Here is a 20,133-nt window from a genome sequence, read left to right as displayed (position 1 = left end):
ATACATCGATACATCGATCCATCGACAAAATCGACGAGAGAACGCAGATGAACGAGATCGCACTGGACATGCGCCACCACAAGCGCGGCTTCGCGGACTTCGCGCCGCGCCACTTCCTGTGGTCGGTATCCGCGGACGGCAAGGTCGGCACCGTGACGCTGAACCGTCCCGAGCGCAAGAATCCGCTGACCTTCGACGCCTACGCCGAACTGCGCGATCTGTTCCGCGCGCTGGTCTATGCCAGCGACATCAAGGCCGTGGTGGTGCAGGGCGCCGGCGGCAACTTCTGCTCGGGCGGCGACGTGCACGAGATCATCGGCCCGCTGACGAAGATGGCGATGCCCGAGCTGCTCGACTTCACGCGGATGACCGGCGACCTGGTCAAGGCGATGCGGGCGTGTCCGCAGCCGATCATCGCGGCGGTCGACGGCGTCTGCGCCGGCGCGGGCGCGATGATCGCGCTGGCCTCGGACATGCGGCTGGCGACCGAGTCGGCACGCACCGCCTTCCTGTTCGTGCGGGTGGGCCTGGCCGGCGCCGACATGGGCGCCTGCACGCTGCTGCCGCGGATGATCGGCCAGGGCCGCGCCAGCGAGCTGCTCTATACCGGCCGCGCGATGAGCGCGCAGGAGGGGCTGCAATGGGGCTTCTTCAACGCGCTGCACGCGCCCGAGCGGCTCGGCGACGAGGCCGCCGCGCTGGCCGCGCAGCTTGCCGCGGGCCCGACCTTCGCGCATGGCGTCACCAAGAAGCTGCTGCACCAGGAATGGAACATGGGACTGGACGAGGCCATCGAGGCCGAGGCGCAGGCCCAGGCGATCTGCATGCAGACCGGCGACTTCCGCCGTGCCTACGAAGCCTTCGTCGCCAAGGCCAGGCCCGTGTTCGAAGGCAACTGAGCGAGGAGAGCCGAGATGCCCGCCTGGGACGATGATCTGACGCTGCCGTTCTTCGACGATGCGCACCGCACGCTGGCGCGCGAGCTCGACGCGTGGTGCGCGCGCTCGCTGTCGGCGCAGCCGCATGCGCCCGGCGCCGATGTCGACGCGGACTGCCGCGCGCTGGTGCGGCAGCTCGGCGACGCCGGCTGGCTGCGCTATTGCGTGCCGCGGGCCTACGGCGGCGCGCTCGACCAGCTCGATTCGCGCGCGCTGTGCCTGCTGCGCGAGACGCTGGCGCGGCACGACGGGCTGGCCGATTTCGCCTTCGCGATGCAGGGCCTCGGATCGGGCGCGATCACGCTGGCGGGCGACGAGACGCTGCGCCAGCGCTATCTGCCGCGCGTGGCGCGCGGCGAGGCGATCGCGGCCTTCGCGCTGTCGGAGCCGGAGGCCGGTTCCGATGTCGCGGCGATGCAGTGCCGCGCGACGCTGGACGGCGATCACTACGTGCTCGACGGCGCCAAGACCTGGATCTCGAACGGCGGCATCGCCGATTTCTATTGCGTGTTCGCGCGCACCGGCGAAGCGCCTGGCGCACGCGGCATCACGGCCTTCGTCGTCGATGCCGATACGCCGGGGCTGCAGATCGCCGAGCGCATCGACGTGATGGCGCCGCATCCGCTGGCGACGCTGCGCTTCGACGGCTGCCGCGTGCCGGTCGCGCAGCGGCTGGGCGAGCCGGGGCAGGGCTTCAAGCTGGCGATGATGACGCTGGACATCTTTCGTGCCTCCGTTGCGGCGGCCGCGCTCGGCTTCGGCCGCGCGGCGCTCGATGAGGCGATCGCGCGAGCCACCGCGCGGCCGATGTTCGGCGGCAAGCTGGCCGACCTGCAGCTGACGCAGGCCGCGCTCGGCGAGATGGCGACCGCGCTGGACGCGGCCGCGCTGCTGACCTGGCGCGCGGCGTGGCTGCGCGATACGCGCGCGGGGCGCACCACGCGCGAGGCCGCGATGGCGAAGATGACCGCCACCGAGAACGCGCAGATGGTGATCGATCGCGCGGTGCAGCTGTTCGGCGGTCTCGGCGTGCGCATCGGCAGCCGGGTCGAGAGCCTGTACCGGGAGATCCGCTCGCTGCGCATCTACGAGGGTGCCACCGAAGTGCAGAAGCTGATCGTCGCGCGGGAAACGCTGGCCGCGCGGCAACCGCAGTCCTGACCGCGCGCTCCACAGAACGAGCGCCGCCCATCAAGGAGACAGCCATGGCGAGCACAGCCCATCTCGATACCTTTGCCCAGGACCGCCTGCCGCCGCGCGAGGCCTGGCCGCAGTTCCTGTTCAACGAGGACACCCGCTATCCCGAGCGGCTCAACGCCGCGGTGGAACTGGTCGATCGCCATGTGCGCGAAGGCCGCGGCGAACGCACTGCGATCCGCTATCCCGATGCCGGCGGCGCGGGCGGTTTCGCCGCCGTCAGCTATGCCGAGCTGGCCGCGCTGACCAATCGCATCGCCCGCGTGCTGACCGAGGACATGGGGCTGGTGCCAGGCAACCGCATCCTGCTGCGCGGTCCCAACAACCTGATGATGGCCGCCAGCCTGCTGGCGACGCTGAAGGCCGGGCTGATTGCGGTGCCGACCATGCCGCTGTTGCGCGCGCGGGAATTGAAGCAGGTGATCGACCGGGCCGAGGTCGGCGCCGCGCTGTGCGATGCGCGGCTGCGCGACGAGCTGGACGCCAATATGCGCGAAGGTGGCGAGTTCCACTGTCCGTCCATGCGGCAGGTGCTGTGCTTCAACGGCAGCGGGCCGGGCTCGCTGGAGGCGGCGCTCGAGGGCAAGCCGGACGACTTCGTCGCCTGCGATACCGCGAGCGACGACATCTGCCTGATCGCCTTTACCAGCGGCACCACCGGCCAGCCCAAGGGCACCGTGCATTTCCATCGCGACGTGCTGGCGATGTGCGACCTGTTCCCGCGCCATGTGCTGCGGCCTACGGCCGACGACGTGTTCTGCGGCACGCCGCCGCTGGCCTTTACCTTCGGGCTCGGTGGGCTGCTGTGCTTCCCGCTGCGTGCCGGCGCATCGACCGTCCTCGCCGAGAAGCTGACGCCGGAGGCGCTGCTGGCATTGATCCAGGACGCGCGCGCGACCATCGTCTTCACCGCGCCGACCTTCTATCGCCAGATGGCCGCGGCGGCCGAGCGCTACGACCTGTCGAGCCTGAAGAAGAGCGTGTCGGCCGGCGAGGCGTTGCCCGACGCCACGCGCCAGAGCTGGAAGGCCGCGACCGGCATCGAGATGATCGACGGCATCGGCGGCACCGAGATGATGCATATCTTCATCTCGAGCGCCGGCGACGAGGTGCGGCCCGGCGCGATCGGCAAGGTGGTGCCCGGCTACGTCGCGCGCATCGTCGACGAGAGCATGCAGACGCTGCCGCCCGGCGTGCCCGGCAAGCTGGCGGTGCAGGGCCCGACCGGCTGCCGCTACCTGGACGATCCGCGCCAGGCCAACTATGTGCGCGACGGCTGGAACCTGCCCGGCGATACCTTCGTGATGGATGCCGACGGCTACTACTTCTATCAGGCCCGCTCGGACGACATGATCGTCTCGGCCGGCTACAACATCGCCGGTCCCGAGGTCGAGGCCGCGCTGATGCAGCACGAAGCGGTGGCCGAGTGCGGCGTGGTCGGCGCGCCCGATGATGGGCGCGGGCAGGTGGTGGCCGCCTATGTGGTGCTGCGAGCCGGCTTTCACGGCGACGATGCGATGCGCGTGACGCTGCAGGAGCACGTCAAGCGCCAGATCGCGCCGTACAAGTATCCGCGCCGCATCCACTTCGTCGACGCGCTGCCGCGCACCGAGACCGGCAAGCTGCAGCGCTTCCGGCTGCGGCAGATGGCCGGGCAGAACGGGACGCCGACGTGATGGCCACGCCGGCGAGCTTCCGCAACACGGTGCGGGTGCGCTTCAAGGACTGCGATGCCGCCGGCATCGTGTTCTTTCCGCGCTATTTCGAGATGCTGAACGATCTGGTCGAAGACTGGTTTCGCGAGGCGCTCGACTGGCCGTTCGAGCGGATGCACGGCGCCGACCGCGCCGGCGTGCCCACCGCGGACCTGCAATGCCGCTTCGTCGCGCCGAGCCGGATGGGCGAGGTGCTGACGCGTGAGCTGGCGGTGACGCGGCTGGGCAGTTCCAGCTGCACGCTGCGCGTGCGCTTTGTCGGCGCGCAGCACGACGGGCGGGCGGACCTGCGCGTCGAATTCACGCAGCGGCTGGTCTGCGTCGATACCGCCCGGCTTGCGCCGCGACCCTTTCCCGCGCCGGTGCGCGAGGCGATGGCCCGCTTCGTCGATGCAGCGGACGTCGCCACTGCGGCCGCATCGGCCCCTGTTTCCTCGAATTCCTGACGAGTCCAAGCTATGAACGATATCGTGGCGCCCGCCGCCAAATCTCCGACCCCCACCAACGCCAACGCCACCACCGCTGCGCAGCGGGGCCAGCCGATGGCCGTGCTGCAGCCCCCGGACTGGGCCGCGCCGCGCGGTTATGCCAATGGCATCCTGACCGAGTTCCAGGCCGGCAGCCGGCTGATCTTCGTCGGCGGCCAGATCGGCTGGAACGGCCAGTGCGAGTTCGAAAGCGACGACTTCGCCGAGCAGACCGCCCAGGCGCTGCGCAATGTGATCGCGGTGCTGGAGCAGGGCGGGGCGCGCGCCGAGCATATCGCCCGGATGACCTGGTATGTGAAGGACAAGGCCGAATACGTCGCCGCCTATCCCGCGATCGGCAAGCACTATCGCGAGATCATCGGCCGCCACTTCCCGGCGATGACCGCCGTGCAGGTCGCGGACCTGATCGAACCGCGCGCGCGGGTGGAGATCGAAGTGACGGCGGTGGTGCCGCCGGCGTCGATGCCGGCGGCGTAACTGGGCATGCCGCCGGTGTCCTCCCTCTCCCGCTTGCGGGAGAGGGCCGGGGAGAGGGAACAGGGCGGTCGCAGCGACCGCAACGTCTCGCAGAGGCAACGCTGCGCTTTCTCCCCCGACCCCTCTCCCGCAAGCGGGAGAGGGGAGCAGTTCCAGGGCAAATGGCAAGGGCCTGGCATACGCAAGTCCTTGAAAACTTGAGAAATTGGCCGGCGTGAGGTACAATCCGAAAGTTTCGCTTTCAGAACCCTTCACCCTAGCGCCAACCGCATTCCACCTTCCGCCGCCCTGACCGCTGCCCTGCGGATTCGCCCCGGAGCGCCGTGCCGATCGCCGTCGACACTGTCTGCGCACCCATGCCGAATCCCGCGCAGCCCGGCCCGACAGCCCCGGCTCGCCGCCGGCGCGCTCGCCGTCAGATTCGGGGCACGAGGCGTCGAGAGAGGTCGGTCACGGGGTGAATCCAGCAGGAGCCTACCCGTGTTACCGTCTTTTCCGCCCGCCATCCTTGCGCTAGCAGACGGCACGGTCTTTCGTGGCTATTCCATCGGCGCCTCCGGCCATACCATCGGCGAAGTGGTGTTCAACACCGCGCTGACCGGTTACCAGGAAATCCTCACCGACCCGAGCTATTCGCGGCAGATCGTCACGCTGACGTATCCGCATATCGGCAATGTCGGCGTCAATTCCGAGGATGTCGAAGCCACCAAAGTCCATGCCGCCGGCCTGATCATCAAGGATCTGCCGCTGCTCGCCTCGAACTTCCGCAAGCAGCACACGCTGCCGCATTACCTGAAGCAGGAGAAGGTGCCCGCCATCGCCGGCATCGACACCCGCAAGCTGACCCGCATCCTGCGCGAGAAGGGCGCGCAGAACGGCTGCATCCTGGCCGGCGAGGACAACGCGCAGAAGGCCATCGACCTGGCGCGCTCGTTCCCGGGCCTGGCCGGCATGGACCTGGCCAAGGTCGTGTCGGTCAAGGAACCGTACGAGTGGAACCAGACCGAGTGGGCGCTGGAGCGCGGCTACGGCAAGCTGGAGAACCCGCGCTTTCACGTCGTCGCGTTCGACTACGGCGTCAAGTTCAACATCCTGCGGATGCTGGCCCAGCGCGGCTGCCGCATCACGGTGCTGCCGGCCCAGTCGACCGCGGCCGACGCGCTGGCCTACAAGCCGGACGGCATCTTCCTGGCCAACGGCCCGGGCGATCCCGAGCCGTGCGACTACGCGATCCGTGCCACGCAGGAATTCCTGCAGCGCGGCATTCCGACCTTCGGCATCTGCCTGGGCCACCAGATCATGGGCCTGGCCGTCGGTGCGAAGACGGTCAAGATGCCGACCGGCCACCACGGCGCCAACCATCCGGTCAAGGACCTGGACGACGGCCGCGTGGTGATCACCTCGCAGAACCACGGCTTTGCGGTCGACGCCGAGACGCTGCCGGCCAACGCGCGCGTGACGCACGTCTCGCTGTTCGACGGCACGCTGCAGGGCTTCGCGCTGAACGACAAGCCGGCGTTCTGCTTCCAGGGCCACCCGGAAGCGTCGCCCGGCCCGCACGACGTGGCCTATCTGTTCGACCGCTTCACGAAGCTGATGGAGGAGGCCCGCCAGTAAGGCGGACTTCGACATCGAGAGCGGAACGAGACGACACAGGATCGCGACCATGAACGCCCTGATGCACGCTACCTTCGGCATTACCGACTTCTGGACCTATCTGCTGGGCACGATCTTCATCGTGCTGCTGCCGGGGCCGAATTCGATGTACGTGCTGTCGGTCGCCGCGCAGCGCGGCGTGCGCGCCGGCTATCGCGGCGCCTGCGGCGTGTTCCTCGGCGACGCCATCCTGATGGTGCTGTCGGCGGCCGGCGTGGCCTCGCTGCTCAAGGCCAGCCCTGGGCTGTTCTACGTGATCAAGTACATCGGCGCCGCCTATCTGGCGTGGATTGGTTTCCAGATGCTGCGCGGCGCGCTGCGAAACTGGAGTTCCCACGGCAAGGGCGCCGAGGCTGCGGCGGGGCAGGGCGAGGCGCAGGTGCAGGTCACCGACCCGACCAACCCGTTCCGCAAGGCGCTGCTGATCAGCCTGCTGAACCCCAAGGCCATCCTGTTCTTCGTCTCGTTCTTCATCCAGTTCGTCGATCCGCAGTTCGCCTATCCGGTGCTGTCGTTCGCCGCGCTGGGGCTGGTGTGCCAGGTCTGCAGCTTCGCCTACCTGACCGCGATCATCTTCGTCGGCGCGAAGCTGGCCGAGGCCTTCCGCCGCCGGCGCAGGCTGTCGGCCGGCATGGCGAGCGGCGTGGGCGCGATGTTTATCGGCTTCGGCGCCAAGCTGGCGACGGCTACCCTGAACTGAATATTGATATCCGGCGCGGTGCGCCTGCTCCAAGCGAGCGCGGACCGGCCGACAAAGAGAGCGTGCAATGCCAAAACGCACAGACATCCAGAGCATCCTGATCATCGGCGCGGGCCCCATCATCATCGGCCAGGCCTGCGAGTTCGACTATTCCGGCGCGCAGGCGTGCAAGGCGCTGCGCGAGGAAGGGTTCAAGGTCATCCTGGTCAATTCGAACCCGGCGACCATCATGACCGACCCGAACACCGCCGATGTGACCTACATCGAGCCCATCACCTGGGAAGTGGTCGAGCGCATCATCGCCAAGGAGCGCCCCGATGCGATCCTGCCGACCATGGGTGGCCAGACCGCGCTGAACTGCGCGCTGGACCTGCACCGCCACGGCGTGCTCGACAAGTACAAGGTCGAGCTGATCGGCGCGTCGCCCGAGGCGATCGACAAGGCCGAGGACCGGCAGAAGTTCAAGGACGCGATGACCAAGATCGGTCTCGGTTCGGCCAAGTCCGGCATCGCGCATTCGATGGAAGAGGCGCTGGCCGTCCAGTCGCAGATCGCGCGCGAGACCAACACCAGCGGCTATCCGATCGTGATCCGCCCGTCGTTCACGCTGGGCGGCACCGGCGGCGGCATCGCCTACAACCGCGAGGAATTCGAGGAGATCTGCAAGCGCGGCCTGGACCTGTCGCCGACGCGCGAGCTGCTGATCGAGGAATCGCTGCTGGGCTGGAAAGAGTACGAGATGGAAGTGGTCCGCGACAAGAAGGACAACTGCATCATCGTCTGCTCGATCGAGAACCTGGACCCGATGGGCATCCATACCGGCGACTCGATCACCGTCGCGCCGGCGCAGACCCTGACCGACAAGGAATACCAGCTGCTGCGCAACGCCTCGCTGGCGGTGCTGCGCGAGATCGGCGTCGATACCGGCGGCTCCAACGTGCAGTTCTCGATCAATCCGAAGGATGGCCGGATGATCGTGATCGAAATGAACCCGCGCGTGTCGCGTTCGTCGGCGCTGGCCTCGAAGGCTACCGGCTTCCCGATCGCCAAGGTCGCCGCCAAGCTGGCGGTCGGCTACACGCTGGACGAGCTGAAGAACGAGATCACCGGCGGCCAGACCCCGGCATCGTTCGAGCCGTCGATCGACTACGTGGTCACCAAGGTGCCGCGCTTTGCCTTCGAGAAATTCCCGCAGGCCGACAGCCACCTGACCACGCAGATGAAGTCGGTGGGCGAGGTGATGGCGATGGGCCGCACCTTCCAGGAGTCGTTCCAGAAGGCGCTGCGCGGCCTGGAGGTCGGCGTCGACGGGCTGGACGAGAAGTCGACCGATCGCGACGAGATCGTCGAGGAGATCGGCGAGGCGGGCCCGGACCGCATCTGGTACGTCGGCGATGCGTTCCGCCTGGGCATGTCGCTCGAGGAGGTGTACGCCGAGACCGACATCGACCCGTGGTTCCTCGCCCAGATCGAGGACATCGTCAAGACCGAGGCGCAGGTCAAGGCCCGTACGCTGGCCAGCCTGTCGGCCGCCGAGCTGCGCTACCTGAAGCAGAAGGGCTTCTCCGACCGGCGCCTGGCCAGGCTGATGAAGACGGACGCCAAGGCCGTGCGCGAAGCGCGCCTGGCCAACAACGTGCGTCCGGTCTACAAGCGCGTCGATACCTGCGCGGCCGAGTTCGCCACCAACACCGCCTACATGTACTCGACCTACGAGGCCGAGCATGGCGAGTGCGAGGCCAACCCGACCGACAAGCGCAAGATCATGGTGCTGGGCGGCGGTCCGAACCGGATCGGCCAGGGCATCGAGTTCGACTACTGCTGCGTGCACGCGGCGCTCGCGCTGCGCGAGGATGGCTACGAGACCATCATGGTCAACTGCAACCCGGAGACCGTGTCGACCGACTACGACACCTCCGACCGCCTGTACTTCGAGCCGCTGACGCTCGAGGACGTGCTCGAGATCGTCGACAAGGAAAAGCCGGTCGGCGTGATCGTGCAGTACGGCGGCCAGACCCCGCTGAAGCTGGCCCTGGACCTGGAGGCCAACGGCGTGCCCATCATCGGCACCAGCCCCGACATGATCGATGCGGCCGAGGACCGCGAGCGCTTCCAGAAGCTGCTGCAGGAGCTGGGCCTGCGCCAGCCGCCGAACCGCACCGCACGCGCCGAGGACGAGGCGCTGAAGCTGGCCGAGGAGATCGGCTATCCGCTGGTGGTGCGCCCGTCGTACGTGCTGGGCGGCCGCGCGATGGAGATCGTCCATGAGCCGCGCGACCTCGAGCGCTACATGCGCGAGGCGGTCAAGGTGTCGAACGACTCGCCGGTGCTGCTCGACCGCTTCCTCAACGATGCGATCGAGTGCGACGTCGATGCGCTGTGCGATGGCAAGCGCGTCTTCATCGGCGGCGTGATGGAGCACATCGAGCAGGCGGGCGTCCACTCGGGCGACTCGGCGTGCTCGCTGCCGCCGTACTCGCTGTCGCAGGCGACCGTCGACGAACTGAAGCGCCAGACCGCCGCGATGGCCAAGGCGCTGAACGTGGTCGGCCTGATGAACGTCCAGTTCGCGATCCAGCAGAAGGATGGCCAGGACATCGTCTACGTGCTCGAAGTGAACCCGCGCGCCTCCCGCACGGTGCCGTACGTCTCGAAGGCCACCGGCCTGTCGCTGGCCAAGATCGCCGCGCGCTGCATGGCCGGCCAGTCGCTGGACGAGCAGGGCATCGGCGCCGAGGTGGTGCCGCCGTACTACAGCGTCAAGGAAGCGGTGTTCCCGTTCAACAAGTTCCCTGGCGTCGATCCGGTGCTCGGACCCGAGATGCGTTCGACCGGCGAGGTGATGGGCGTGGGCAAGACCTTCGGCGAGGCCCTGTTCAAGAGCCAGCTGGCGGCAGGTTCGCGCCTGCCCGAGCGCGGCACCGTGCTGCTGACCGTCAAGGACAGCGACAAGCCGCACGCGGTCAGCGTCGCCCGCATGCTGCACGACATGGGCTATCCGCTGGTGGCGACCCGCGGCACCGCGTCCGCGATCGAGGCGGCCGGCATTCCGGTGCGCGTGGTCAACAAGGTCAAGGACGGCCGCCCGCATATCGTCGACATGCTGAAGAACGGCGAACTGGCGCTGGTGTTCACCACGGTCGACGAGACCCGCACCGCGATCGCCGATTCGCGCTCGATCCGGATCTCGGCGCTGGCCAACCGGGTGCCGTACTACACGACGATCGCCGGCGCCCGCGCCGCGGTCGAGGGCCTGAAGCAGATGCAGAACCTGGAGGTCTACGACCTGCAGGGCCTGCACGGCTCGCTGGCCTGATTCCGCGGCGCTTCCCACGGCGCGGCGGCTTGCCTCCTCCCTTCGGGGAGGGGGCGGCCCCTTGGCCCTGGTTGATGTGCTTCGGCGTCTTGACCTAAACTAACGGGAATTTCGGCGGACCCCAGTTATCAGGGGCGCCCGAAAGCTGAGCAATCAGAGCCTGGTCGTACAATCCAAGAACCACCCAAAAGCCGCGGTTGAGCGGAGGTGTGCCGGCAAGACCGCTGCGTACATCGCCCGCTGCGCTGCGGCTCATTTTTTTGCCTGACGAAGACATGAGCACCATTCCGATTACCAAGCGCGGCGCAGAACTCCTGAAAGCGGAGCTGCAACGCCTGAAGGCCGTCGAACGTCCCGCGGTGATCAATGCCATCGCCGAGGCGCGTGCGCAGGGCGATCTGTCGGAAAACGCGGAATACGACGCCGCCAAGGAAAAACAGGCCTTCATCGAGGGCCGCATCCTCGAGGTCGAGGCCAAGCTGTCGGCCGCGCAGATCATCGATCCGACCCAGCTCGATACCGATGGCCGCATCGTGTTCGGCGCCACCGTCGACCTGGAAGACCTGGAATCGGGCAAGTCGGTCCGCTACCAGATCGTCGGCGAGGACGAAGCCGATCTCGACAGCGGCAAGATCTCGGTCAGCTCGCCGATTGCGCGGGCGCTGATCGGCAAGTTCGAAGGCGATGTCGCGACCGTGCTGGCCCCGGGCGGCGAGCGCGAGTACGAAGTCATCACCGTCCGCTACATCTGAGGCGGCGCGTCGTGGTGTCGCCGTCCTCCCCGCTGCCGAGCCCGGCGTCCGGCGGCCAGCCGCTGCTGCCTCACCGGCTGTTCCTGCTGCTGACCGTGATCTGGGCCGGCAGCCTCTGGACCATCGGCTATCTGGTCGCGCCCACGTTGTTCGCCGTGCTGCCGAGCCGCGAGATGGCCGGCATGCTGGCCGGGCAGCTGTTCCGCACCGAGGCCGTGCTTGGCGTGGTGATCGGCGTGCTGCAGCTGGTGCTGTGCAACGTGATGATCCGGCGCGGCGCCATGCGCTACCGGGCGCTGCGCTGGCTGGTGCTGGGCATGCTGTGCTGCGTGCTGATCGGTTACTTCGGGCTGCAGCCCTTCATGGAGAGCCTGCGGCACAAGGCGCAGGCGTTGGGGCTCGGGGTGTCGGAGTCGCCGTTCCGCGCGCGCTTCGGCATGCTGCACGGCGTCTCGAGCGCCTTCTACCTGCTGCAGAGCCTGCTGGCGCTGGTGCTGGTCTGGCGTCTCGCCGGCCGGCGGACGGTGGCGGAGGACTGAGAGGGGCCGTCCCTCGAGAGCGGTTTTCTCCCCCTCTCCCGCTTGCGGGAGAGGGGTTGGGGAGAGGGAAAAACGGCAGTCGTTATGCCGAGGTCGACGGAAATCGCCCCCTCCCAACCCTCTTCGCCTGAGGGCGAGAGGCAATACAGCGGTGTGGGTGAAGACGCGCCGCTCAGCCCAGCGACTTCTTCTTCTGGCTGGCCTGGCGGGTCCGGGCGCGCTTGACGTTGCCGCCGGCGGTCACGCGCTCGTTGCCCAGCAGGCGGACCTCGTTGCGGGTCGGGCGGCCGCCCGGCTTGGCGGCGGGCTTGCGCACCGTGACGGTGCGCGGTGCTGCGCCGCGGCGAGCCGGCGCCATGCGGCCGAGGTCCTGCGGCTGGTTTTCCTTCAGCCGGGCCGGGCCCGGGCGCCAGACCACCAGCAGCTTGCCGATGTGCTGGATCGGGGCGGCGCCAAGTTCATCGCAAATGGCTTCGTAGATGGCGATGCGGGTGTCGCGCTCGTCGCCGAACACGCGGATCTTGATCAGATCGTGGGCCGCGAGGCTGCGGTCGATCTCGGCCAGGACGGCGCGGGTCAGGCCCTCGGCGCCGATCATCACGACCGGGTTCAGGCCGTGGGCACGGGAGCGGAGTTCGGAGCGCTGGGCGGGATTCAATTGAAGGGCAGGCATAGTCAGGCAGGAAAGGGGCGACGCCGGTAAAGGCGCTGGAAGGGCGGCCGGTAGGGCCTCTTACGTCGCAAGGGCGTCGCAACGGCGCGTATTATCCGTCAAACCGTCATGGTCTGGCGGCGAAATCACGAGAAATGGCCAAGAACAAGTTCAGGCAGTCGTGGCTGCACGACCATATCAACGATCCCTACGTCAAGCTGGCGCAGCGCGAAGGCTATCGCGCGCGCGCGGCCTACAAGCTCAAGGAGATCGACGAACAGGACAAGCTGATCCAGCCGGGCCAGGTCATCGTCGACCTGGGCGCGGCGCCGGGCAGCTGGAGCCAGTATGTCCGCAACAAGCTGGCCGCCTCGCCGCGCGCGCGCGAAGGCCATATCGACGGGGCGGTGGTCGCGATCGACCTGCTGCCGATGGAGCCGGTTGCCGACGTGACCTTCATCCAGGGTGACTTTCGCGACGAGGAGGTGTTCCGGCAGCTCGAGACGATCGTGCTGGAGGCCTCCGGCGGCAACAAGATCGACCTTGTTTTGTCCGACATGGCCCCCAATTTGTCCGGTGTGGCCTCGGCCGATGCGGCGCGCATCGAATATCTGTGCGACCTGGCGCTCGAATTCGCCCAGGCCCATCTGAAACCCGACGGCGCGTTGCTGGTAAAGTGCTTCCACGGCAGCGGCTACAGCCAGATCGTCGAAAAGTTCAAGCGCCAGTTCAAGGTGGTGGCCAAGCGCAAGCCGAAGGCCTCGCGGGACAAGTCCTCCGAAACCTTCATTCTTGGACGCCACCTGAAGTCGCCGGGTTGAAGCCTGGGCACCGGTCATGGCGCGCGACCGGGCACCATTCGGACCATTGCCGGTCTGACTGTCGTCCCGCATTGGCCTACGGGCAATCGGCCGCTAGCGCTATCACTATTGGCCCGATAGGGACGCTTTTCGCCCCCCGGGGCGGCGCTGCATTACAATGCAATGCAGCTATCGTTGGCAAGGCAATCGCAAAGGAGTTCGGCCTTGAATAACAACCTGTTTCAAAAGGCGGCAATCTGGCTCGTGATCGCGCTGGTGTTGTTTACCGTCTTCAAGCAGTTCGACAAGCCCCGTGCGCAGGAAAGCGTCACCTACTCCCAGTTCATGGATGACGCCAAGAACGGCAAGGTGAGCCGCGTCGACGTACAGGGCCGGAACCTCGTGGTGACGCCCAAGGAAGGGCAGAAATACACCATCATCTCGCCGGGCGACATCTGGATGGTCGGCGACCTGATGAAATACGGCGTCCAGGTGACTGGCAAGGCCGATGACGAGCCGAATGTGCTGGTCCAGGCCCTGTACTACCTCGGACCGACCCTGCTGATCATCGTCTTCTGGTTCTACATGATGCGGCAGATGCAGGGTGGCGGCAAAGGCGGCGCCTTCTCGTTCGGCAAGTCGCGTGCGCGGCTGATCGACGAGAACCAGAACGCGGTCACCTTCCAAGACGTCGCCGGTTGCGACGAGGCCAAGGAAGAGGTGGTCGAGCTGGTCGACTTCCTGAAGGACCCGCAGAAGTTCCAGAAGCTGGGCGGGCGCATTCCGCGCGGCGTGCTGCTGGTTGGCCCTCCGGGTACCGGCAAGACGCTGCTGGCGCGCGCGATCGCCGGCGAGGCCAAGGTGCCGTTCTTCAGCATCTCGGGTTCGGACTTCGTCGAAATGTTCGTCGGCGTCGGCGCGGCCCGCGTGCGCGACATGTTCGAGAACGCCAAGAAGCAGGCCCCCTGCATCGTGTTCATCGATGAAATCGACGCTGTCGGCCGCCATCGCGGCGCCGGCATGGGCGGCGGCAACGACGAGCGCGAGCAGACGCTGAACCAGATGCTGGTCGAGATGGACGGCTTCGAGGCCAACTCGGGCGTGATCGTGATCGCCGCGACCAACCGTGCCGATGTCCTGGACAAGGCGCTGCTGCGTCCGGGCCGTTTCGACCGCCAGGTCTTCGTCGGCCTGCCGGACATCCGCGGCCGCGAGCAGATCCTGAAGGTCCATATGCGCAAGGTGCCGATCGGCAACGATGTCGACGCGTCGGTGATCGCGCGCGGCACGCCGGGCTTCTCCGGTGCCGACCTGGCCAACCTGGTCAACGAGGCCGCGCTGTTCGCCGCCCGCCGCAACAAGCGCGTGGTCGACATGCAGGACTTCGAGGACGCCAAGGACAAGATCTACATGGGTCCGGAGCGCAAGTCGACGGTGATGCGCGAAGAGGAACGCAAGGCGACCGCGTACCACGAGTCGGGCCATGCGGTGGTGGCCAAGCTGCTGCCCAAGGCCGACCCGGTGCACAAGGTCACCATCATGCCGCGTGGCTGGGCGCTGGGCGTGACCTGGCAGCTGCCGGAGCATGACAAGTACTCGAAGTACAAGGACAACATGCTGGACGAGATCGCCATTCTGTTCGGCGGTCGCGCGGCGGAAGAGGTGTTCCTCAATGCGATGAGCACCGGCGCGTCCAACGATTTCGAGCGCGCCACCAAGATCGCGCGCGACATGGTGACCCGCTTCGGCATGAGCGACACGCTGGGCACGATGGTCTATGTCGACACCGAGCAGGAAGGCCTGTTCGGCAAGATGTCGTCCAAGTCGGTGTCGGAAGTCACGCAGCAGAAGGTCGACGGCGAGATCCGCCGCATCCTCGACGAACAGTACGCGCTGGCCAAGCGCCTGCTCGAAGAGAATCGCGACAAGGTCGAGGCGATGACCGCCGCGCTGATGGAATGGGAAACCATCGATGCCGACCAGGTCAACGACATCATGGCCGGCAAGCCGCCGCGTCCTCCGCGCGGCATGCCGGGCGCCAGCGGTGGCGGCACGCCGCCGTCCGGTGGCTCGCCGGTGACGCCGTCGAACGCGCCCGCCGCGGCCTGATTCGGGACCTGCGTTCAGAGGATGATGGCAGTGCGGCGCGTCGCGCGCTGAGTTCCGCAAAGCCGGTGCCCCAGGGCACCGGCTTTTTTCGTCCCGACTTCCCGCACCGGCGACCTCGTCTTACTTCCCCGCATATTCAGGACTGCAACTTGTCGACCTCGTATTTCCAGTGCGGGCGCTATCGCTTTGCACGCGACCGCCGCCCGCTGGTCATGGGCATCCTCAACGTGACGCCCGACTCGTTCTCCGATGGCGGCCAGCATGCGAGCCGCGACGCGGCGCTGCGGCATGCCGAGCAGATGATCGCCGAGGGCGTCGACATCATCGATATCGGCGGCGAATCGAGCCGGCCCGGCTCGGCGTCGTTGCCGCTGGACCAGGAGCTGGCCCGCGTGCTGCCCGTCGTCGAGGCGCTGCGCGACTGCGGCAAGCCGCTGTCGATCGATACCTACAAGCCCGAGACGATGCGCGCGGCGCTGGCGGCCGGCGCGGACCTGATCAATGACATCTGGGGCCTGCGCATGCCGGGGGCGATCGAGGCGGTCGCGCAAGCGGGGCAGGGTGGGCAGGCGGGCCTGTGCGTGATGCACATGCAGCGCGACCCGCAGACGATGCAGGAAGCCCCGCACTACGACGACGTGGTCGGCGAGGTCCGCGACTTCCTGCGGCAGCGCGTCGATGCGCTGCGCGCGGCCGGCGTCGACGACAGCCGCATCGTGCTCGATCCGGGCTTTGGCTTCGGCAAGACCGCGGATCACAATCTGCGCCTGCTCGGCGAGCTGCCGCAACTGGCCGTCGACGGACTGCCGCTGCTGGCCGGCCTGTCGCGCAAGTCGACGCTGGGCGCCATTCTTGGCGGACGGCCGCCGCAGCAGCGCGTCGCGGCCAGCATCGCCGCCGCTGTGTGCGCGGCCGAACGCGGCGCCTATATCGTGCGCGTGCACGATGTGCAGGCATCGGTCGATGCGATCAAGACCTGGTGGGCCGTGCGGCAGCAGCGAGCCGATGCCGCGGCCTGATGCCGCCACGGCGATCCCCGGCGACCAATCACGGCGCCCAAACCGACAACCCAAACACTTCGAACCCCGAATCAGAACAGGGAGAACGATCGGATGACACGTAAATACTTCGGCACCGATGGCGTGCGCGGCCGGGTCGGCGAGGCGCCGATCACGCCGGACTTCGTGATGCGGCTCGGCTATGCGGCGGGGCGCGTGCTGGCGCTTGGCCAGCCGAGCACGCAGGGCAAGCCCACGGTGCTGATCGGCAAGGACACGCGGATCTCCGGCTACATGCTGGAAGCCGCGCTGGAAGCGGGCTTTACCGCGGCCGGCGTCCATGTGCTGCTGACCGGCCCGCTGCCGACGCCCGGTGTGGCCTATCTGACCCGCGCGCTGCGGCTGGCCGCCGGCGTGGTGATCTCGGCCAGCCACAATCCGTACCACGACAACGGCATCAAGTTCTTCTCGGCCACCGGCGACAAGCTGCCGGACGAGGTCGAACTGGCGATCGAGGCCGAGCTCGAGGCGCCGATGCATTGCGTGCCGTCCGACCAGCTGGGGCGCGCGCGCCGGATCGACGACGCGGCGGGCCGCTACATCGAGTTCTGCAAGAGCACCTTCCCGTACGACCGCGACCTGCACGGCCTGAAGCTGGTGGTCGACTGCGCGCATGGCGCCGCCTACCACATCGCCCCGCACGTGTTCCACGAGCTCGGTGCCGACGTGGTGTCGATCGGCAATCAGCCCAATGGCCGCAATATCAACGACGGCTATGGCGCCACCGCGCCCGACAAGCTGGTCGAGGCGGTCAAGGCCCACGGCGCGGACCTCGGGCTGGCCTTCGACGGCGATGCCGACCGCCTGCAGGTGGTCGACGCCGACGGCCGGCTCTACAACGGCGACGAGCTGCTGTATGCGATCGTGCAGGACCGCGTCGCTTGTGGACACAGCGTTCCCGGTGTGGTCGGCACGCTGATGACCAATATGGCGGTCGAACTGGCGCTGCAACGCCAGGGCGTCGAGTTCGTGCGCGCCAAGGTCGGCGACCGCTATGTGCTGGAGGAACTGGGCAAGCGCGGCTGGACGCTGGGCGGCGAGGGCTCCGGCCATCTGCTATGCCTGGATCGGCACTCGACCGGCGACGGCATCGTCTCCGCGCTGCAGGTGCTGGCGGCGCTGCGCCGCAGCGGCAAGACCCTGGCGCAGCTGCTGGACGGCGTGTCGCTGTTCCCGCAGACGCTGATCAATGTGCGGGTGCAGAAGGGTTTCGACTGGCAGAACCATGCCGGCCTGCAGGCGGCCCGCGCCGAGATCGAGCCCGCGCTGGCCGGCAAGGGCCGGGTGCTGATCCGTGCTTCCGGTACCGAGCCGGTGGTCCGGGTGATGGTCGAGGCCGAACAGGCCGAGACCGCCGAGCAGGCGGCCCGCAAGCTGGCCGACGCGCTGGCAACCTGATCCAGCACAAGGCGCCAGCCCACCGTGAACGCCCGGCTCCGGCCGGGCGTTTCCTTTGTCGCGCCGCAGCCGAGGGCCGATCGGTGCTTACCATGCCTGCTTGAGTGCGTGCGGAAATGTCCGCTTAAATGTCCCTTCAGAGAAATTTTCGCGATGTCACGGAACTGTCATAGTGGCCGCATAAAGTTCGGGATGTCAAAAAACTGACATTCCCAACCATGTTCTCTGGAGGACATATGAAGCTGGTCAAGACTGCCGTTGCGGGCATCGTATCGATGGTGGTAGCGGGCTCCGCATTCGCGGCAGAAATTACCGGTGCAGGCGCTTCTTTCCCGGCGCCCGTCTATTCCAAGTGGGCCGACGCATACCAAAAAGCCACGGGTAACAAGGTCAACTATCAATCGATCGGATCGTCGGGCGGCATCAAGCAGATCAACGCCAAGACGGTCGATTTCGGCGCTTCCGACGCCCCGCTGAAGGACGAGGAACTGGCCAAGCAAGGCCTGGTGCAGTTCCCGACCGTGATCGGCGGCGTGGTGCCGGTGATCAATCTGCAAGGCATCAAGCCGGGCGACCTGACCATCACGGGCGAAGTGCTGGCAGACATCTACCTGGGCAAGATCAAGAAGTGGGACGATCCGGCCATCAAGGCGCTGAACCCGAACGCCAAGCTGCCGAGCCAGGACATCCTGCCGGTGCGCCGCGCCGACGGCTCGGGCACCACCTTCATCTTCACCAACTATCTGTCGAAGGTCAGCGCCGACTGGAAGGGCTCGGTGGGCGAGGGCACCACGGTCAACTGGCCGGGTGGCGGCACGGGCGGCAAGGGCAACGAGGGCGTGGCCGCCTTCGTGCAGCGTCTGAACGGCGCGATCGGCTATGTCGAGTACGCCTACGCCAAGCAGAACAAGATGACGCACGTGAAGATGAAGAACGCCGCTGGCGCGGTGGTCTCGCCGAGCGATGACGCGTTCAAGGCCGCTGCGGCCGGCGCCGACTGGAGCAAGTCGTACTACCAGATCCTGACCAACCAGCAGGGCAAGGAAGCCTGGCCGATCGCCGGCGCGACCTTCATCCTGGTGCACAAGAACCAGGAAAAGCCGGCGCAGGGCGCGGAAGTGCTGAAGTTCTTCGACTGGGCCTACAAGAGCGGCGCCAGCATGGCGAGCGAACTGGACTACGTGCCGATGCCCGAGTCGGTCGTCAACCAGATCCGCGCGACCTGGAAGAACAGCATCAAGGACGCGTCGGGCAAGGGCCTGTACTGATCGTCAGCTGACCTGATGGGAGGGCGCAACCGGCCTTCCCCCCGGCCCCTCTCCCGCAGGCGGGAGAGGGGAGCCAAACCGAGTACTCCTGAACATGGCGACCACGTCCGATCTTCCCGCCGTACGCGCACCCGGCCGCACCGGTGACATCCTGTTCGGTGGCCTGACGCGCGGCGCCGCCATCATCACGCTGATGCTGCTGGGCGGCATCATCGTCTCGCTTGCCATCAGCGCCTGGCCTTCGATCCAGGCCTTCGGCCTCAAATTCCTGTGGACCGCGCAGTGGGATCCCCCCGCGGACGTCTATGGCGCGCTGGTGCCGATCTACGGCACCATCGTGACCTCGCTGATCGCGCTGATCATCGCGGTGCCGGTCAGCTTCGGCATCGCGCTGTTCCTGACCGAACTGTCGCCCGTCTGGCTGCGCCGCCCGCTCGGCACCGCGATCGAGCTGCTGGCCGCGGTGCCGTCGATCGTCTACGGCATGTGGGGCCTGCTGGTCTTCGCCCCGCTGTTCGGCGAATACTTCCAGAAGCCGCTGGCCGCCACCGTGGGCCAGCTGCCGCTGATCGGCCCGCTGTTCCAGGGCGCGCCGCTGGGCATCGGCCTGCTGTGCGCGGGCGTGATCCTGGCGATCATGATCATCCCGTATATCGCCTCGGTGATGCGCGACGTGTTCGAGGTCACCCCGGTGCTGCTGAAGGAGTCCGCCTACGGCGTGGGCTGCACCACCTGGGAGGTGATGTGGAACGTCGTGCTGCCCTATACCCGCGCCGGCGTGATCGGCGGCGTGATGCTCGGCCTGGGCCGCGCGCTGGGCGAGACCATGGCGGTCACCTTCGTGATCGGCAACACCAACCTGCTGGACAACGCCTCGCTGTTCTCGCCGGGCAACAGCATCACCTCCGCGCTGGCGAACGAGTTCGCCGAGGCCGGCCCGGGGCTGCATACCGCCGCGCTGATGGAGCTGGGCCTGATCCTGTTCTTCATCACCTTCGTGGTGCTGGCGCTGTCCAAACTGCTGCTGCTGCGCCTGTCGCGCAATGAGGGCAAGAAATGAATTCGACCAG

17 protein-coding genes are annotated in these 20,133 nt (G+C 67.3%); 16 read left to right on the top strand and 1 reads right to left on the bottom strand.

Going from position 1 to position 20,133, the window contains the following annotated elements:
- Positions 1 to 47 precede the first annotated feature (47 nt).
- The 10 genes from LRR16_RS16170 to LRR16_RS16125 all read left to right on the top strand — a co-directional run bounded on the left by LRR16_RS16170 (position 48) and on the right by LRR16_RS16125 (position 11,778).
- On the top strand, positions 48 to 899 hold the full coding sequence (locus tag LRR16_RS16170; RefSeq protein ID WP_023264571.1) for an enoyl-CoA hydratase family protein: 852 nt from the start codon (positions 48 to 50) through the stop codon (positions 897 to 899).
- A 15-nt stretch (positions 900 to 914) separates the two neighbouring features.
- A complete protein-coding gene (locus LRR16_RS16165) occupies positions 915 to 2,099 on the top strand; it encodes an acyl-CoA dehydrogenase family protein (protein WP_064576068.1) in 1,185 nt (394 codons plus the stop codon).
- Positions 2,100 to 2,143: 44 nt separating this feature from the next.
- Entirely contained in the window at positions 2,144 to 3,811 is a 1,668-nt protein-coding gene (locus tag LRR16_RS16160) for an AMP-binding protein (RefSeq protein ID WP_232206502.1), read from the top strand.
- Positions 3,811 to 4,296: a thioesterase family protein gene (locus LRR16_RS16155; protein WP_232206560.1), complete on the top strand. Its 486-nt coding sequence runs from the start codon at positions 3,811 to 3,813 to the stop codon at positions 4,294 to 4,296. Before LRR16_RS16160 ends, LRR16_RS16155 begins: the two co-directional genes overlap by 1 nt.
- 96 nt (positions 4,297 to 4,392) lie before the next feature.
- Complete coding sequence (locus LRR16_RS16150) at positions 4,393 to 4,815, top strand: RidA family protein (RefSeq protein ID WP_232206559.1); 423 nt, start codon at positions 4,393 to 4,395, stop codon at positions 4,813 to 4,815.
- 480 nt (positions 4,816 to 5,295) lie between these two features.
- Positions 5,296 to 6,432 carry a glutamine-hydrolyzing carbamoyl-phosphate synthase small subunit gene (gene carA, locus LRR16_RS16145; RefSeq protein WP_006577741.1) on the top strand — a complete coding sequence of 379 codons (1,137 nt, stop codon included), beginning with the start codon at positions 5,296 to 5,298 and terminating at the stop codon, positions 6,430 to 6,432.
- A gap of 49 nt (positions 6,433 to 6,481) precedes the next feature.
- Positions 6,482 to 7,171, top strand: coding sequence for a leucine efflux protein LeuE (gene leuE / locus LRR16_RS16140; protein WP_006577740.1), 690 nt, complete (start codon positions 6,482 to 6,484; stop codon positions 7,169 to 7,171).
- A 67-nt stretch (positions 7,172 to 7,238) separates the two neighbouring features.
- Positions 7,239 to 10,487: a carbamoyl-phosphate synthase large subunit gene (gene carB, locus LRR16_RS16135; protein ID WP_006577739.1), complete on the top strand. Its 3,249-nt coding sequence runs from the start codon at positions 7,239 to 7,241 to the stop codon at positions 10,485 to 10,487.
- Between the two features lie 275 nt (positions 10,488 to 10,762).
- Positions 10,763 to 11,239, top strand: a complete 477-nt coding sequence (gene greA, locus LRR16_RS16130) for a transcription elongation factor GreA (protein ID WP_006577738.1) — start codon at positions 10,763 to 10,765, stop codon at positions 11,237 to 11,239.
- A 65-nt stretch (positions 11,240 to 11,304) separates the two neighbouring features.
- Positions 11,305 to 11,778: a DUF4149 domain-containing protein gene (locus tag LRR16_RS16125; RefSeq protein ID WP_043437799.1), complete on the top strand. Its 474-nt coding sequence runs from the start codon at positions 11,305 to 11,307 to the stop codon at positions 11,776 to 11,778.
- A gap of 172 nt (positions 11,779 to 11,950) precedes the next feature.
- Here the strand turns inward: LRR16_RS16125 and LRR16_RS16120 are convergent, their stop codons facing one another.
- Entirely contained in the window at positions 11,951 to 12,451 is a 501-nt protein-coding gene (locus LRR16_RS16120; protein ID WP_053822097.1) for a YhbY family RNA-binding protein, read from the bottom strand.
- A gap of 134 nt (positions 12,452 to 12,585) precedes the next feature.
- On the opposite strand from LRR16_RS16120, the gene LRR16_RS16115 reads away from it, so the two are divergent.
- The 6 genes from LRR16_RS16115 to pstC all read left to right on the top strand — a co-directional run bounded on the left by LRR16_RS16115 (position 12,586) and on the right by pstC (position 20,123).
- A complete protein-coding gene (locus LRR16_RS16115; protein ID WP_064576082.1) occupies positions 12,586 to 13,251 on the top strand; it encodes an RlmE family RNA methyltransferase in 666 nt (221 codons plus the stop codon).
- A gap of 204 nt (positions 13,252 to 13,455) precedes the next feature.
- On the top strand, positions 13,456 to 15,339 hold the full coding sequence (gene ftsH, locus LRR16_RS16110; RefSeq protein WP_006576612.1) for an ATP-dependent zinc metalloprotease FtsH: 1,884 nt from the start codon (positions 13,456 to 13,458) through the stop codon (positions 15,337 to 15,339).
- Positions 15,340 to 15,488: 149 nt separating this feature from the next.
- Complete coding sequence (gene folP, locus LRR16_RS16105; protein WP_370646829.1) at positions 15,489 to 16,358, top strand: dihydropteroate synthase; 870 nt, start codon at positions 15,489 to 15,491, stop codon at positions 16,356 to 16,358.
- Positions 16,359 to 16,451: 93 nt separating this feature from the next.
- A complete protein-coding gene (gene glmM / locus LRR16_RS16100) occupies positions 16,452 to 17,795 on the top strand; it encodes a phosphoglucosamine mutase (RefSeq protein WP_023265067.1) in 1,344 nt (447 codons plus the stop codon).
- Positions 17,796 to 18,031: 236 nt separating this feature from the next.
- The gene (gene pstS, locus LRR16_RS16095; RefSeq protein ID WP_006576610.1) at positions 18,032 to 19,063 is read left to right on the top strand and encodes a phosphate ABC transporter substrate-binding protein PstS; all 1,032 of its coding nucleotides are present in this window, start codon (positions 18,032 to 18,034) and stop codon (positions 19,061 to 19,063) included.
- Positions 19,064 to 19,157: 94 nt separating this feature from the next.
- Positions 19,158 to 20,123, top strand: a complete 966-nt coding sequence (gene pstC, locus LRR16_RS16090) for a phosphate ABC transporter permease PstC (protein ID WP_006576609.1) — start codon at positions 19,158 to 19,160, stop codon at positions 20,121 to 20,123.
- The last annotated feature ends 10 nt before the right edge of the window (positions 20,124 to 20,133 follow it).

Origin of the sequence: Cupriavidus sp. UGS-1, from assembly GCF_021213615.1 — a bacterium.
GTDB lineage: Bacteria > Pseudomonadota > Gammaproteobacteria > Burkholderiales > Burkholderiaceae > Cupriavidus.
The sequence above is the reverse complement of the archived record's forward strand: the minus strand, read 5'-3'. Positions and strand labels throughout refer to the sequence as shown.

What these genes read in the sequence shown, in the direction of transcription:
- LRR16_RS16170 (WP_023264571.1), top strand. Translation starts at nt 48, where the DNA reads ATGAACGAGATCGCACTGGACATGCGCCACCACAAGCGCGGCTTCGCG.
- LRR16_RS16165 (WP_064576068.1), top strand. Translation starts at nt 915, where the DNA reads ATGCCCGCCTGGGACGATGATCTGACGCTGCCGTTCTTCGACGATGCG.
- LRR16_RS16160 (WP_232206502.1), top strand. Translation starts at nt 2,144, where the DNA reads ATGGCGAGCACAGCCCATCTCGATACCTTTGCCCAGGACCGCCTGCCG.
- LRR16_RS16155 (WP_232206560.1), top strand. Translation starts at nt 3,811, where the DNA reads ATGGCCACGCCGGCGAGCTTCCGCAACACGGTGCGGGTGCGCTTCAAG.
- LRR16_RS16150 (WP_232206559.1), top strand. Translation starts at nt 4,393, where the DNA reads ATGGCCGTGCTGCAGCCCCCGGACTGGGCCGCGCCGCGCGGTTATGCC.
- leuE (WP_006577740.1), top strand. Translation starts at nt 6,482, where the DNA reads ATGAACGCCCTGATGCACGCTACCTTCGGCATTACCGACTTCTGGACC.
- carB (WP_006577739.1), top strand. Translation starts at nt 7,239, where the DNA reads ATGCCAAAACGCACAGACATCCAGAGCATCCTGATCATCGGCGCGGGC.
- greA (WP_006577738.1), top strand. Translation starts at nt 10,763, where the DNA reads ATGAGCACCATTCCGATTACCAAGCGCGGCGCAGAACTCCTGAAAGCG.
- LRR16_RS16120 (WP_053822097.1), bottom strand. Translation starts at nt 12,451, where the DNA reads ATGCCTGCCCTTCAATTGAATCCCGCCCAGCGCTCCGAACTCCGCTCC.
- LRR16_RS16115 (WP_064576082.1), top strand. Translation starts at nt 12,586, where the DNA reads ATGGCCAAGAACAAGTTCAGGCAGTCGTGGCTGCACGACCATATCAAC.
- glmM (WP_023265067.1), top strand. Translation starts at nt 16,452, where the DNA reads ATGACACGTAAATACTTCGGCACCGATGGCGTGCGCGGCCGGGTCGGC.
- pstS (WP_006576610.1), top strand. Translation starts at nt 18,032, where the DNA reads ATGAAGCTGGTCAAGACTGCCGTTGCGGGCATCGTATCGATGGTGGTA.
- pstC (WP_006576609.1), top strand. Translation starts at nt 19,158, where the DNA reads ATGGCGACCACGTCCGATCTTCCCGCCGTACGCGCACCCGGCCGCACC.